The organism is Providencia sp. NPDC089933, assembly GCF_049545585.1.
GTDB classification, from domain to species: Bacteria; Pseudomonadota; Gammaproteobacteria; order Enterobacterales; family Enterobacteriaceae; genus Providencia; species Providencia huashanensis.
The window spans coordinates 395,491-409,220 of sequence record NZ_JBMWDT010000001.1 but is presented as its reverse complement, the minus strand read 5'-3'; the positions used below and the strand labels follow the sequence as shown (position 1 = coordinate 409,220).

The window sequence follows — 13,730 nt, the reverse complement described above, 5'->3', positions numbered from 1 at the left end:
ATTGTTTTATATCGCTATCAAATTTATCAACCAAAAGGCGGGGTTGATAATAAACGCTAATAAATAAAAACGTTATATAAAATACTTTTAGCATGCCACCCAGATAATCTATCTAGGCAGCCAGCGTAACCTAAAATATAAGGAAAGGACTTCCTATGCAGTTTAAACCGATGCCTGCATCTATATTTCAAGAAAAAAAATTCCCTATTTCAACACTCACCATCGCTATTACTTTAGCCGGGTTGAGCCATTCCGTATTAGCTCAAGATGTTATCCAAGTTTCAGCCTCCCCCTTCGGTTTTGAAGAAATTGCCGTGGCTGAGCAAGTTGATGTGATTGACGCCCAAGCGCCTGAACAACAATCTGCAACTTCTGCCTTGGATTTACTAAAAGGCCAACCCGGCGTATTTGTCTCTGGGTCTAATAGCACTTATGGCCAAGGCATTCAAATGCGAGGGTATGACTCTCGGGGGGTAAAAGTCACAATAGATAACATCACTCAAGATTTTAACTCAGGGTTATATGATGCCACTTTTATCGACCCGACTTTGATTAACAAAGTGTATATCCACAAAGGCTCCGCATCAGTTCATCATGGTGGAGGTGCTCTAGCTGGGGTGGTCGCATTCAAAACATTAAATGCCGCCGATATTTTAAAACCGGGGCAAAAATTAGGTGGGCGAGCGTTTAGCGGCATTAACCGTAATGACCATAGTTACTATGCAGGCGCAACTTTATTAGGTCGTTCTGAGTCATTTGACACATTGCTCAGTTACAGTCAGCGTAAAAAGCATATTATGGGTTCTCCCGAATTTGAGCTGGCACATAATGTTGAAAAAATCCATAACTGGATGCTCAAAACTACTTGGCTACCACACCCATCTTACAACCTAACATTACAGTTAAAAGAATATCGAAACGATAGCCTGAGCTTAAAACAACCGGCAAAACCCACGGAAAAAACTAAGTATCCGAACGCCCCCCATGAAAGGCAAAGCCACCAGCGGGATATTGCAATTAATCAGTATTTTAAGCCGCAAAACAGCTTAAATTGGCAAGCTGAATGGAGCGTTTATTATACCGACTTGTATTTAGACCAAACTGATACCATCAAAATTATCAAAAAGCCTGATGAATATGGCCCTGAGGAACGCAACCAATACACCTATGGGACTAAATTTTCTAATAGCGTCTCTTTACCGATGTATAACTGGGTAAACCACTATATTCAAAGTGGTTTTGAATATTACCAACAGAAACAAACATCAAATCAATATGCAATCAGCTATCCGCCATCAGAATTGTCTAACATGTCTGGCTGGCTGGTAAATGATATGACTTTGCATCATTTACCCATCACTTTCTCCGCAGGGACACGTTTCACCCAGTACCAAGCTTCTAGAGAGAATTTCCCTGAAAACAAGCATACTAACTGGTCATCTCGCTTTGCTGTAAGTGCAACCCCTACTAGCTGGTTAAATCTTCATTCATCATACGCTGAAGCATACCGTACTCCAAGAATGTCGGAGCTTTATAACAATTCAAACCATTTCACTATTCCACTTTTTTTTGGCGCCTCTATTAAATCTGATTTCCGTCCATCACCAGATTTACAGCCTGAAACCAATAAAACATGGGAGACAGGTTTGAAACTCAGTTTTGACGAGCTTTATTTTAAAAATGACTCCCTTCAATTTGGTTCGACTTATTTTCACACTAAAGCAAAAAATTACATAACTGTCGATGGCGAGTACCCCTTATCCTTCAATCCAAGAGCTCGAGATGGTAATAAAGTTGGTCGAATGGAACACTTCCCGAAGAAAATATTTTTTATAAATATTCCATCCGCAACTATTCATGGATTTGACAGTTTTGTTCACTATAAAACACATTGGTTTGATATCGCTGTTAACCATAATCACACGATGGGAAGAGAAGATGGTACAAATTATTCTTTATCATCTATTCGCCCCCAAACGTTGACAGCCAGAATTAATGCTCCAGTCGCAACAACAGGAATTCAAATTGGCTGGATTGGTGAGTTTTCAGCCAAAACCAAGTTCCAAGGCAACGCTAAATATCAACGTCCCCATCACAAATCTGATAAAGGCTTAGATCGCTATCATAAAGAAGTCATTCAATACGCAGGATATGGAGTTCATGATTTTTATGTGAATTATCAAGCTGATGAATTCATTAAAGGGCTAAGTTCCACGCTTACTATGAAAAATGCCTTTGATAAACAGTATATCTCTTCCATGGGGGTCCCACAGGAAGGTAGGAATTTTTACTTTAACGTAAATTATAACTGGTAATTTAGTAACAAATAATAGTTAACAACCAATAAGTTATGTTATCAGCTAATTTCATAGCGCAAATTACTATGTCCTTATACGAAATTAGTTGATAACACTTTACTCTACTTAACCTTAAGGAAATTATTTTGAATTCAAATAGCTATAGTGATTACCAAAAAATACGAAAAGAGCATAAGGGTATATATGCGCGCGAAATAGCAGCACAACTAAATATTTCAGAAGCACAGCTTCTTCATTGCCGCGTTGGTCAAGATAACGTGCAAAGGTTATCTGGAAAAATGCCTGATATCTTGCAAAGTTTAGCATCCATCGGGGTGGCAAAAGGGGTTACCCGTAATGAGTACGCCGTTAATATTCAAATTGGTCAATATGATAATGCAAGGCTCAGCTCACATGCGGGTTTATTTCTCCATCCTCGAGCTCTTGACCTTAGAATGTTCTTTGCTCAATGGCGTTCAGCATTCTCATTAGTAGAAGAAACAACTGAAGGCCTACGTCATAGCATTCAGTTTTTTGACAAACATGGTGATGCCTTACACAAAGTTTTTACCACAAAGTCGACGAATCTCGATGCATGGCAAACATTGATTAAACAATATGTTACATCAGAAAACCGCCCTCTCACCATCCATGAAGTCAAACCGTTTTCTGAACGGTCGATTGATCGTGAACTTGCACAAAAACTAGAACAAGAATGGCGCAATATGACAGATGTCCACCAATTTTTCACCATCTTAAAAAATAATAATCTAAGCAGACAGCAAGTCTTCCGCGTTGTTAGCCGTAAACTAGCATGGCAAGTCCCTCGCAGTGCATTATCAGGTTTACTGTCACTCGCCCACCAAGCACAAAATGAAATTATGCTTTTCGTTGGTAATCGTGGCTGTGTACAAATTTTCACTGGTAAAATCAGTGAAATAACATCATTAACCGTAGAAAATACCCAAACTCACTGGTTAAACATTATTGGTCCTAATTGCAAACTGCACATTATTGAAAATGGTATCGCTGAATGTTGGGTGACAAGAAAACCGACTAAAGATGGCTTTGTAACAAGCTTGGAGGTTTTTGATACCCAAGGCAATCAGATTATACAAATGTATGGTCAGCGTACTGAAGGCACACCTGAGCAAGATGAATGGTGTAAGCAAGTTTTAGCTTTACCTCATATTTAATAGGGGTAAATAACATGAAACATTGGCTTCTAATCGCCATTTTCCTTGATGTGACAGCCTCATGAAAACATAAAACTCAGTGGGAGTAGGTTTAGTTAAATACGCCAAAAGCTATGTCACAGACCCAGCATCTACAGCGTTTTGGCAAAAAAGAGGTAAAATTCATTAACGGAGTATTATGTTGATAATAAAACCAATCACCATAATTCTCCCTATAACTGCCAATCATTTAGTGTTTTTCTCTAAAAAAATCAACTCGGAATTTCCTGTTTATCGTTATAGAACTGTCTTTAAATGTAGTGCGATAATTTTTCAATTATTTACTTGGTTAATAAAATCGAACAGCTTGAACAATTAATTTGAATATATAGTAAATCCACCAGAATAACCTATCATAAAAATCAAAGTTAAAACACAACCCATTGATTTTTTATATATTTAAACATACAATGATGTATGTTTAAAATGTTAAATTTATCAACATCTATCGTAGTGATAGGTATTCTCATTAAAAAACCGCACGTTTAGCCTATCGATATATCGGAAAAACAGGAAGAATAGATCCTAATTTCGTGAGTTATTATTAGTTATTAATGAACAATAGCCTACTTGAGTAGGAGGTAAATATGTCAGAAAGTGTAGTCAATGATATTGTTAAGTGGCTAGAAAGCCAGTTGCAACGCAATGAAGGCATCAAAATCGACACAATAGCCGATAAAAGTGGTTATTCGAAATGGCATTTACAGCGTGTTTTCAAAGAAATGAAAGGATGCACGCTTGGCGAGTATGTGCGTAAACGCCGCTTGTTAGAAGCCGCTAAATCATTACGTGAAGGCAACTTACCTATTCTTGATATTGCGTTGCAATATGGCTTCAGCTCACAAGCTACATTTACTCGTATATTTAAAAAACATTTTGATACAACGCCGGCAAAATTCCGCCAAACTGGTGAAATGCCGGAATGTAAAAGCTTTATGACTTGTAACTGTCATAGTTAATTATTTTATTCAATAAGTCCCTTTTCCTATTCGTTATTTTAATGTCTATGTCTGAGCCGACAACAGTCGGCTCTTTTTTTAACTTAACTCTAAAACCAACCAGTTTTCTAAATCAGCCAATTGTTCCTGTAATTGAGGCCATTTCTGCATCATTTGTTTACTTAATAAACGAATAGTCTCTGTTTGATAGACCTTACCAACTAGCTGTTCACTGAGCCACTCTAATGGCGAAGGGTCTAAGCTATCAGTAAAAAATTGACAGCGGTTAATCACACCTTTTTCAATATCAAAATGAAATTCAATTCCCCCCCACGGGAATCGAGTATCAGAGTAATGTGAAAAGGCAGGCGCCTGCCCAAAATTCCATTCCCAGCTACTTTGTTTAGCAAAAGTTTCCTTGAAATTGGGTAGATCAGGTAACTTCTCAGGGGAAATATATTCGGGGTCAACCGTCTCACCGAAATGCTCGAAAAAGCTTTTAATAATGCCTTCGCATACTTTTTCGTGGGAAATATTAGGGACTAATTCAGATAAATTTGCGACCCGAGAGCGTACCGAGGTGATCCCCTTTGCTTGCAACTTTTTAGGGTCTGGGTTCAAATAGTTTGCTAGACGACTTAAATCTGCATTTATTAACAAGGTTCCATGATGAAAACCCCTGTCTTTTGTTTCACGATATGCAGAGCCAGAGATTTTTCTTAGGCCATTTTCAGTGTCTAAAACCAAATCATTACGCCCAGAAATTTGTGCAGCGATACCCACTTGAGCTAAACCATCAACGATAATTTGTGTAGAAACTGTTTTATCGTATTCAGGTTTCCCCGCCATAAACGTAAAACATGTATTTCCCAGATCATGGAATACTGCGCCACCGCCACTACTACGACGTGCTAAGCGAACATTGTCCTCATCCATCCTTCTGGTATTACATTCTTTCCAAGGATTTTGAGCTCGACCAATAACCACCGTGTCCGCATTACGCCATAAAAACATAACACGTTGATCTGCTGACATTTGTCGAAAAATAGTTTCTTCAACCGCAAGGTTAAACCAAGGATCAAAAGATTCGGAGATAAGTAAACGTAACCTAGACATTAAAAACTACCCTTAAAACAAAAATTGCTTCTAAGATAGCATAATCACTGAAAAAAATAGCGAGTTTAGATGCGCCTTGCTTGCCAGAACACTTTTCGCCAATAAACGTTATCCATTGAGGAACGGATCACCCCTTTACTGGTTGAAGCATGAATAAAAGTATTATCGGTATCATAAATACCCACATGTAACCCATTTTCCCCTGAACCAGTCTTAAAGAAAACCAAATCCCCTGGCATCAAATCCGATTTATCAATTCGCGTCCCTAACTGAGTTTGGTCCACCGTCGTTCGGGGCAGCTGGATAGCAAAACGATCGTTAAAGGTGCGATAAACAAAACCTGAACAATCCACACCACTTTGGTTCATTCCACCATAGTGATAAGGCGTCCCATACCATTGTTCTAATTGGTCTTTTAACTGTGCTATTGTCATTATTGGGTCGGACAACTGTGTTTTTAGCGGCGGCGGCGGTGTCCTTTTAACTGTCGTTGATGAACAGCCGATTAAAACTAGACACAAAAGTAATGGTAGGTGTTGTATTTTTATAAGCATAAAGCACCTTATTCATCGTTCTTATTACAATATTTAACTGAGATTATAGTGCGTGAAGAATAAAAAATAAGCAACTTAGATTTTACCCCCCTTATTATTACTTCTCATTTGTTTTGTTGGTCGGCTAATCAACCAAACGCCTAATAAAATAAAGGCAATTCCCGCTGCTTTTAACCATGTCGCAGGTTCATTAAACCAAGGTAAAAAAACAGCGAGAATATAGACGAATACGTAACTAAGGCTGATAAGGGGGTAGGCTTTATTTAATGCGATATATTTTAATGCAAATAACCAACATAGCATCGATAATGCGTAGCAAACTAACCCTATAAAAATAATACTTAGGCTAACAAAATTTGCCAATAACCAATCTGCTTGTAACCAGTGCCAGCCAAGTGTAAATGAGGGTAACTCAACCACACCGGCTTTCAAGCTCAGTTGGGCCACAGTCACTAGTAGTGCACTGCCAAGTACCCATAAATATCCTTTATTCATACACTGATACTCATTAGCAAAATACCCAACATGATCGCTGCGACCCCTAGCCAATGACTAAGCCCTGTTTGTTCTTTATAGATAAACTGGCCAATCAAAGTAATTAATACAAAGTTAATACTTAGCATTGGGTAAGCAATACTGAGAGGCATGGTTTCCAATAACTTCAGCCAAAACAACATGCCAAGACCCAACATGAAAACCGCCAGCACCAGCCACCGAAGTGCTGATGCTGTTTTATTGGTTTTTTCACTCTGCCAATTTACCACTGCTTGTTTTTGAGCCACTTGCCCCATGCAAGTTAATACGCTAACAAGTAATAATAGTAATAGTTGAGCTATCATTGTTGATGATAAACCACAATCGCCATACGCGAATTTTTAATGACTTCATCTGGTTTAGGTATATCCGGTAACCCTTCTTTACGACCTAATAAAAAGACCACCGTTACCTGCCCTTCTTGACGTGCTTTTGCTAACCATTGTGCAAATTGGTCTGGTTTAACTAACCGATGTTGGCTGTCAGGGTATTTCAAACCGTAGGTCAACTCACCACTACTATTATATAAATAAATATTTGAGTTTTTAGTTTCCCAAGCAAGACCAGCCGCAACACCAACATTACTCGCCATTAAATAACGGCTATTCATCAACAAGTCATGGTTTTGATGAATAAAGTTTTGCGGCAATTTCGAATCAATGGTGTTGTTTGGTAAGGCACTACCAATACATAAGCTAACCGCCAATGAACATGACGCAGCCCAAAGCCAATATTTGGCATTAAGCACGGTGCAAAGGTAACCGATGATCGCCCAGATAGAGAAAGCAACGACACCTAAAACCATTTTTGACCATTCATCTGGTTCATATAACGGTTTCTTTATCACTGTGCTTATCACAATCACAGCAATCACTGCAGCAATGCCCAATACAATATTAATAATACCATTAACTTTTAGCGCTCTCATCGTGCCATTACGCACGCAATCAACCCCATACTTTGCCATTAAGAGAGCTAAAGGCGCCATAAACGGCAACATATAGGTTGGTAACTTACCGCGAGAAATACTAAAAAAGATAACTGGCACTATAAACCAACACAGTAAAAAGAACATATCAGGGCTAGATTTACGTTCTTTCCACCCTTTGATTATTGCGCCGGGTAGTAAACCTGCCCAAGGGATGGCACCGAGCAATATAATGGGGATATAATACCAAAAAGGTGCAATATGCTGAGCATCATCCGCAGTAAAACGTTTAATATGCTCTATCCAGAAAAAATAATTCCAATAATCAGGTTCTTGTTTAGCAATCGCCAATGCCCATGGAAGGCTAATAATGACCGCTGAAATTATCGCAAGTGGCCCATACTTTACTAATTCAAGAAAACGCCTTTGATACAGTGTGACTGGAAGCATGACGATCACGGGTATAGCAAGGGCTAAAAAACCCTTAGTCATAAATGCCATACCACAAGCTAACCCAAGGCAAACCCATGCCCCAAGTTTAGATTTGACTTCTCTGGCTTTCATCGCCCATAAACAACAAAACATACTCGCCGCTATCCATAAAGATAACATTGGGTCAAGTACACTGTATGTCCCGATGGAAAAAACTAAAAACATCGAGATGTAAATCAGGCTTGCAACATAAGCAACGTGGCTATTACGCCACATCATTTTTGCCATGCGATAAACCAGTAATGCACTAAGAAGAATACAAAAAACAGAACCGAAACGAACTGCAAAGTTAGTATCACCAAAAATCATTTGGCTGATATTGTTTATCCAATAACCTGCAACTGGTTTTTCAAAATAACGCACATCCAACATATAAGGGACAATCCAGTCCCCCCGCTGTAGCATCTCGCGGCTGATTTCTGCATAGCGTGTTTCATCGGGTTGCCAAAGTAAACGGCTGTTCAACGGCAATAAATAGGTCAGGATAAAAAAAAGAGCCAGCAGAGAGGCTCCTACTTTGCTCGCTCGGTTATTCAACATAGATTGCTTATACCTCTTCTTGGCAGCCTAGCCAGCCTTCACGCCCAGGGAATGGTGCTCTGACCACACGCCCTTTTGGCAATGAATTTAAATCCTCTGGCAGTAATTCACTCAATGTACAGAATTGGATTTCTTCTTGTGTGATTCGTTCCAATAATTGTAAAAATTGTTCCGATTTTGACATTCCTTCCACTTCTGTGTGGATAGTATAAACTGGAACGCCTTGATCTTCTTTAATTGCTTGAAGAATAAAATCATTAAATGCTTCATCACTCACGACAGTCCCTACGACTTCATCGTAAGTTGGTAATGTTACAGGAATTTGAACTGTCCCAAGAGAACCATCCGCCATAATCGGTCGAAATGGATATTTGCCACGACAATCACTATTGTAGTCAAAATTAAACGTTTGTTTAACTTCTAATACTCGCTCATCACCTCGCCAGCCAGCAACAGCCGAGCATGTTACACGTTGACCAATGGCACATTCTAATGCATCAACACCTAACTTCACTTGTTCGGTAAGTTGTGACTTACTCCATTTTGCAACTTTAGCTTGCCAACCTTGATGATCCCATGCATGTAGACCAACTTCATGGCCTTCATCCAACGTTTGTTTCATCAAGTAGCCTAAATCTTTAGCAATCTTTTTACCCGGCCAAGCGGTGCCTGCGAGTAAAATATCTAACCCATAAAGAGACGCTGCATTCGACCTGAGCATTTTCCACAGAAATTTAGGACGCAAAAGGCGCCATAAATGGCGCCCCATGTTATCTGGTCCTACACTGAAGAAAAAGCTGGCCTGAATGTTGTGCTGTTTAAGCACTTTGAGTAATTGTGGAACCCCTTTTAATGTACCTTGGTAGGTATCCACATCAATTCTCAAGCCAACTTTTTTCATTAGTCTTTATTACCTAGTTCTTCAACTGCACCTTGCAAGAAGAAATCTAATGTTTCTTCAATAGTATCTTTCATGTCGATAGTTGGAACCCAATCTAATAAGCGGCGTGCGTTTTCAACACTTGGCTTACGATGCTCGACATCTTGATAGCCTTGACCATAATAGCTACTGCTTTCAATTTCACGGAAGCCAGCAAACGGAGGGAACTTATCGCGTTGTGGGTGATTTTCAAAGCTTTCTAACAACATTTCAGCCAGTTCACGAATACTTGCTTCGTTCGTAGGGTTACCAATGTTGATGATTTGGCCATCACATTTACCGTCTTTGTTTTCAATAATGCGGAATAACGCTTCGATACCATCTTTTATATCAGTAAAGCAACGTTTCTGCGCACCACCATCAACAAGTTTGATTGGCGAACCTTCAACTAAGTTTAAAATTAGCTGAGTAATCGCGCGTGAACTACCAATACGTGCAGAGTTTAGGCTATCTAAACGAGGTCCCATCCAGTTAAATGGACGGAATAAGGTAAATTTCAGACCTTCTTTTGCACCATATGCCCAAATTACTCGGTCAAGTAACTGTTTAGAGACAGAGTAAATCCAACGCTGCTTATTGATAGGACCGACGATCAAGCGTGATTCGTCTTCATCAAACTCTTTATCATCACACATACCATAAACTTCAGAAGTTGATGGGAAGATGATGCGCTTGTTGTATTTCACGCAATAGCGAACAACTTTTAAGTTTTCTTCAAAGTCTAATTCGAAAACACGCAGCGGATTACGGGTGTATTCGATTGGTGTTGCAATCGCAACCAATGGCAGAATAACGTCACATTTTTTAATGTGATATTCAATCCACTCAGTATGGATGCTTACATCACCTTCAATAAAGTGGAAACGAGGGTTACCAATAAAACGCTCAATTGCTGATGAACCGATATCCATACCATAGATATCGTAATTTCCATCTTTTAATAAACGTTCAGTTAAATGGTTACCAATAAAGCCATTTACACCCAAAATAAGAACACGAGTACGACGTTTAACTTGTGCAGTTGGTTTCGCACCTACACGAACATCAGTCACGATACCCATTTCGGTAGCAAGGCGGTTACCTTGCATATATAAACCTGCTTCACTTTGCCCACTAACAACTTCAATCGCACCTTGACCACAAGCAATACGCAGAGGGTCATTAGAAAGTACAGTCCCCGCAGCTTTACCTTGATTGTCATCTAGAACACGTGCACGCCAAATAACCATTTTGCGTGCGCCTAAATAAGTAAACGCGCCTGGATATGGCTCAGTCACCGCACGGATAAGACAATCAATTTCTTTTGCGCTACGGTTCCAGTCAATTTGACCATCTTCCGCTGTACGACGCCCAAAATACGTTGCTTGACTTTCGTCTTGAGCAACCGCTTTATAGGTACCCGCTTCGATTAGTGGTAGTGTTTTATCTAATAAAACTTCTGCCGCCTCACGAACTTTTGCATGTAAGGTTAAGCCCGTATCAGTTTCAGTGATTACCACTTTTTCTTGCGCAATGATATCGCCAGCATCAGCTTTAGCCACCATCTTGTGCAAGGTTACACCCGTTTCATTTTCACCTTTTAATAGTGCCCAATTGATAGGCGCACGACCACGATATTTAGGCAGTAATGAACCATGCAAGTTAAAAGCCCCTTTAGGTGCAATTGACAGCAGTTCTTCACTTAGCATATCACGGTAATAAAAAGAGAAAATCACATCAGGTTTCATTTCGCGAATACGTTCAATCCACAGTGGGTGATTAACGTTTTCAGGTGCGAAAACAGGAAGCTCCATGTCAGCGCTTAAGCGTGCAACTGAAGAGTAAAAGTGGTTTTCATTTGGGTCATCAGTGTGAGTAAACACTGCTTGAATATCAAAACCCGCTTTTTCAAGCGCTTTTAGCCCTACGCAGCCAATATCATGATAGGCAAAAACAATAGCTTTCATTAGTCTTCTTCCTGATTTTTGTCGGATTTAAGGTCTGCTCCGACGACTTTTTGAATAAAATAACGAGGTCTCGCGCGCACATCATTGTAAATTCTACCGATGTATTCACCTAATAAACCCATAGCAACAAACTGCGCACCAATAAACATAAAGAGTACTGCAAACAGGGTAAATACGCCATCTGCTGCCCACTCTGCGCCAAAAATTAAACGTAGTGCAATCAATAAAACCGCCAGCAGGAAACCACCGACAGCAATAACACTACCCACAACGCTTAATAAACGCAGTGGCGCAGTAGTTAGGCAAGTCAACAAGTCATACATTAAGTTAATCAGCTTCATAAAGCTGTATTTAGAATCACCAAACTCACGTTCCGCATGCGCAACATCAATTTCAATCGTTCTACGCGCAAACGTATTCGCAAGAATAGGAATAAATGTACTTCTTTCATGACATTGCAACATAGCTTGAATGATATGGCGGCGGTAAGCACGTAACATGCAACCGTAATCCCCCATTGAACGCCCTGTTGCTTGAGTGATCATCGCATTAATCATCTTAGATGCCGTTTTACGGAACCAAGAATCTTGGCGATTAGCACGACGCGTGCCTACTACATCATAACCTTGCGACGCTGTTTGCACTAAACGTGGGATTTCCTCAGGTGGATTTTGTAAATCCGCATCCAAGGTAATAACTAAATCCCCATCTGCTTGATTAAAGCCCGCCATAATAGCAGAGTGCTGACCATAGTTACGATTAAGGATAATAGCAATCACATGGTTATCAGGGTTTTCTGCTGCATCCGTTAACATTTGTGCTGAGCGGTCACTACTACCATCATCGACCAAAATTAACTCATAAGATTGAGTCAGTTGTTTACATGATTTGATAGTACGTTCTAATAATTGTGGCAAGCTCTGTTCTTCATTATAGACAGGGATTACCACTGAGACTTTTTTTATCTCATCAAATTCATCTGCGTATGACACTATTTAGACTCCAAAAGAACTGCTTCTACTGCTTTTACAACCCGTTTAACATCATCATCCGTCATATCTGGAAACAGCGGTAACGAACATAATGTTGCACTATTCCATGTCGATTCAGGTAATGTTAATTCAGGATATTTTTCACGGTAATATTTTTGTGTATGGGCTGCGCGAAAATGTAGCCCCGTTCCAATATCGTGCTCTTTCAATTTTTCCATGAAAGTGTCACGGTCAATACCACATTCGTTTTTATCAACACGAACCATAAATAAATGATTAGCATGCAAATGAGGGTAATTAGGAACACTAAGCATCTGTAATGGAGAGTCTTTTAGCAATTCACGATACTGTGCTGTCAGTTCAGCTCGACGTTGATTTAATTGCTCAACACGAGATAACTGCACTACCGCTATTGCGGCATGGATATCCGATAAATTGTATTTAAAACCGGGTTCTACAACTTCAGCTTGTGGCTTGCGGCCTTGCATTTGCCTATCAAACGCATCAACCCCTAAACCATGAAATTTAAGTGTGCGTACGCGCTGAGCAAGTTCGTCGTCATCTGTTGCGACTAACCCCCCTTCTGCACAAGTAACATTTTTAATAGCATGGAATGAGAAAATAGACGTGCCTTTCTCGCCAATCCACTCATTTTTATAACGCGTACCAACAGCATGTGCAGCATCTTCAATCAATACAACGCCCGCTTTTTGCGCAATTAAACGCAACGCGTCTAAATCACAAGGAGCTCCTGCGTAATGTACAGGAATAATTGCTTTAGTTTTTGTTGTTAGCGCTTTTTCTACCGCTTCGGGTTGGATCATCAATGTATCGCGGTCAACATCAATCATTACAGGTGTAGCACCCAGTAATTCAATCATATTAATGGTTGAAACCCATGTTTGTGATGGTGTAATCACCTCATCACCTGGGCCGATACCTAATGCCATTAAGACAACATGCATACCCGCAGTAGCAGATGAAAGTGCTATCGCATGCTTACAACCATAGCGTTTACAGAAATCCTCTTCTAACTGGTGATTCTGTGGGCCTGTTGTAATCCAGCCTGAACGCAGAACTTTTTCAACTGCCTTGACCTCTTCATCACCAATTGCTGGTTTTGAAAATGGTAAGAAATTGCTCATATTGTTTATAGCCTAGTTTTCATTGTGAATAGAATATTCTAGTTAATTATACTTTAACCGAACCTCAACACTT

12 protein-coding genes are annotated in these 13,730 nt (G+C 39.8%); 3 read left to right on the top strand and 9 right to left on the bottom strand.

Annotation, left to right across the window (positions count from 1 at the left end; genetic code table 11):
• The first annotated feature begins 155 nt into the window (after nucleotides 1-155).
• The 3 genes from ACPEH5_RS02135 (at nucleotide 156) to ACPEH5_RS02125 (ending at nucleotide 4,491) form a co-directional block, all read left to right on the top strand.
• On the top strand, nucleotides 156-2,315 hold the full coding sequence (locus tag ACPEH5_RS02135) for a TonB-dependent receptor domain-containing protein (protein ID WP_131679957.1): 2,160 nt from the start codon (nucleotides 156-158) through the stop codon (nucleotides 2,313-2,315).
• Nucleotides 2,316-2,443: 128 nt separating this feature from the next.
• A complete protein-coding gene (locus tag ACPEH5_RS02130) occupies nucleotides 2,444-3,493 on the top strand; it encodes a hemin-degrading factor (RefSeq protein WP_281110915.1) in 1,050 nt (349 codons plus the stop codon).
• Nucleotides 3,494-4,119: 626 nt separating this feature from the next.
• Nucleotides 4,120-4,491, top strand: a complete 372-nt coding sequence (locus ACPEH5_RS02125) for a helix-turn-helix domain-containing protein (RefSeq protein ID WP_042844051.1) — start codon at nucleotides 4,120-4,122, stop codon at nucleotides 4,489-4,491.
• Nucleotides 4,492-4,569: 78 nt separating this feature from the next.
• Here the strand turns inward: ACPEH5_RS02125 and ACPEH5_RS02120 are convergent, their stop codons facing one another.
• The 9 genes from ACPEH5_RS02120 to arnB form a co-directional block, all read right to left on the bottom strand.
• On the bottom strand, nucleotides 4,570-5,586 hold the full coding sequence (locus tag ACPEH5_RS02120) for a lipoate--protein ligase (RefSeq protein WP_042844052.1): 1,017 nt from the start codon (nucleotides 5,584-5,586) through the stop codon (nucleotides 4,570-4,572).
• 65 nt (nucleotides 5,587-5,651) lie between these two features.
• A complete protein-coding gene (locus ACPEH5_RS02115; RefSeq protein ID WP_042844053.1) occupies nucleotides 5,652-6,140 on the bottom strand; it encodes a C40 family peptidase in 489 nt (162 codons plus the stop codon).
• Between the two features lie 75 nt (nucleotides 6,141-6,215).
• Nucleotides 6,216-6,635, bottom strand: a complete 420-nt coding sequence (gene arnF, locus ACPEH5_RS02110) for a 4-amino-4-deoxy-L-arabinose-phosphoundecaprenol flippase subunit ArnF (RefSeq protein ID WP_281110916.1) — start codon at nucleotides 6,633-6,635, stop codon at nucleotides 6,216-6,218.
• On the bottom strand, nucleotides 6,632-6,979 hold the full coding sequence (gene arnE, locus ACPEH5_RS02105; RefSeq protein ID WP_129465834.1) for a 4-amino-4-deoxy-L-arabinose-phosphoundecaprenol flippase subunit ArnE: 348 nt from the start codon (nucleotides 6,977-6,979) through the stop codon (nucleotides 6,632-6,634). Before arnE ends, arnF begins: the two co-directional genes overlap by 4 nt.
• A complete protein-coding gene (arnT, locus tag ACPEH5_RS02100) occupies nucleotides 6,976-8,634 on the bottom strand; it encodes a lipid IV(A) 4-amino-4-deoxy-L-arabinosyltransferase (RefSeq protein WP_042844056.1) in 1,659 nt (552 codons plus the stop codon). Before arnT ends, arnE begins: the two co-directional genes overlap by 4 nt.
• Nucleotides 8,635-8,641: 7 nt before the next feature.
• Nucleotides 8,642-9,535: a 4-deoxy-4-formamido-L-arabinose-phosphoundecaprenol deformylase gene (arnD, locus tag ACPEH5_RS02095; RefSeq protein ID WP_129465833.1), complete on the bottom strand. Its 894-nt coding sequence runs from the start codon at nucleotides 9,533-9,535 to the stop codon at nucleotides 8,642-8,644.
• Nucleotides 9,535-11,520, bottom strand: a complete 1,986-nt coding sequence (gene arnA, locus ACPEH5_RS02090) for a bifunctional UDP-4-amino-4-deoxy-L-arabinose formyltransferase/UDP-glucuronic acid oxidase ArnA (RefSeq protein WP_042844058.1) — start codon at nucleotides 11,518-11,520, stop codon at nucleotides 9,535-9,537. The genes arnD and arnA overlap by 1 nt, the downstream gene beginning before the upstream one ends.
• A complete protein-coding gene (gene arnC, locus ACPEH5_RS02085) occupies nucleotides 11,520-12,512 on the bottom strand; it encodes an undecaprenyl-phosphate 4-deoxy-4-formamido-L-arabinose transferase (RefSeq protein ID WP_042844059.1) in 993 nt (330 codons plus the stop codon). Before arnC ends, arnA begins: the two co-directional genes overlap by 1 nt.
• The gene (gene arnB, locus ACPEH5_RS02080) at nucleotides 12,512-13,657 is read right to left on the bottom strand and encodes a UDP-4-amino-4-deoxy-L-arabinose aminotransferase (RefSeq protein WP_042844061.1); all 1,146 of its coding nucleotides are present in this window, start codon (nucleotides 13,655-13,657) and stop codon (nucleotides 12,512-12,514) included. The genes arnC and arnB overlap by 1 nt, the downstream gene beginning before the upstream one ends.
• Nucleotides 13,658-13,730: the final 73 nt, after the last annotated feature.

Excerpts from the sequence above, each read along its gene's own strand:
- ACPEH5_RS02115 (WP_042844053.1), bottom strand. The coding sequence starts at position 6,140 with ATGCTTATAAAAATACAACACCTACCATTACTTTTGTGTCTAGTTTTA.
- arnF (WP_281110916.1), bottom strand. The coding sequence starts at position 6,635 with ATGAATAAAGGATATTTATGGGTACTTGGCAGTGCACTACTAGTGACT.
- arnA (WP_042844058.1), bottom strand. The coding sequence starts at position 11,520 with ATGAAAGCTATTGTTTTTGCCTATCATGATATTGGCTGCGTAGGGCTA.
- arnB (WP_042844061.1), bottom strand. The coding sequence starts at position 13,657 with ATGAGCAATTTCTTACCATTTTCAAAACCAGCAATTGGTGATGAAGAG.
- ACPEH5_RS02135 (WP_131679957.1), top strand. The coding sequence starts at position 156 with ATGCAGTTTAAACCGATGCCTGCATCTATATTTCAAGAAAAAAAATTC.
- arnT (WP_042844056.1), bottom strand. The coding sequence starts at position 8,634 with ATGTTGAATAACCGAGCGAGCAAAGTAGGAGCCTCTCTGCTGGCTCTT.
- arnE (WP_129465834.1), bottom strand. The coding sequence starts at position 6,979 with ATGATAGCTCAACTATTACTATTATTACTTGTTAGCGTATTAACTTGC.
- arnD (WP_129465833.1), bottom strand. The coding sequence starts at position 9,535 with ATGAAAAAAGTTGGCTTGAGAATTGATGTGGATACCTACCAAGGTACA.
- ACPEH5_RS02120 (WP_042844052.1), bottom strand. The coding sequence starts at position 5,586 with ATGTCTAGGTTACGTTTACTTATCTCCGAATCTTTTGATCCTTGGTTT.
- ACPEH5_RS02125 (WP_042844051.1), top strand. The coding sequence starts at position 4,120 with ATGTCAGAAAGTGTAGTCAATGATATTGTTAAGTGGCTAGAAAGCCAG.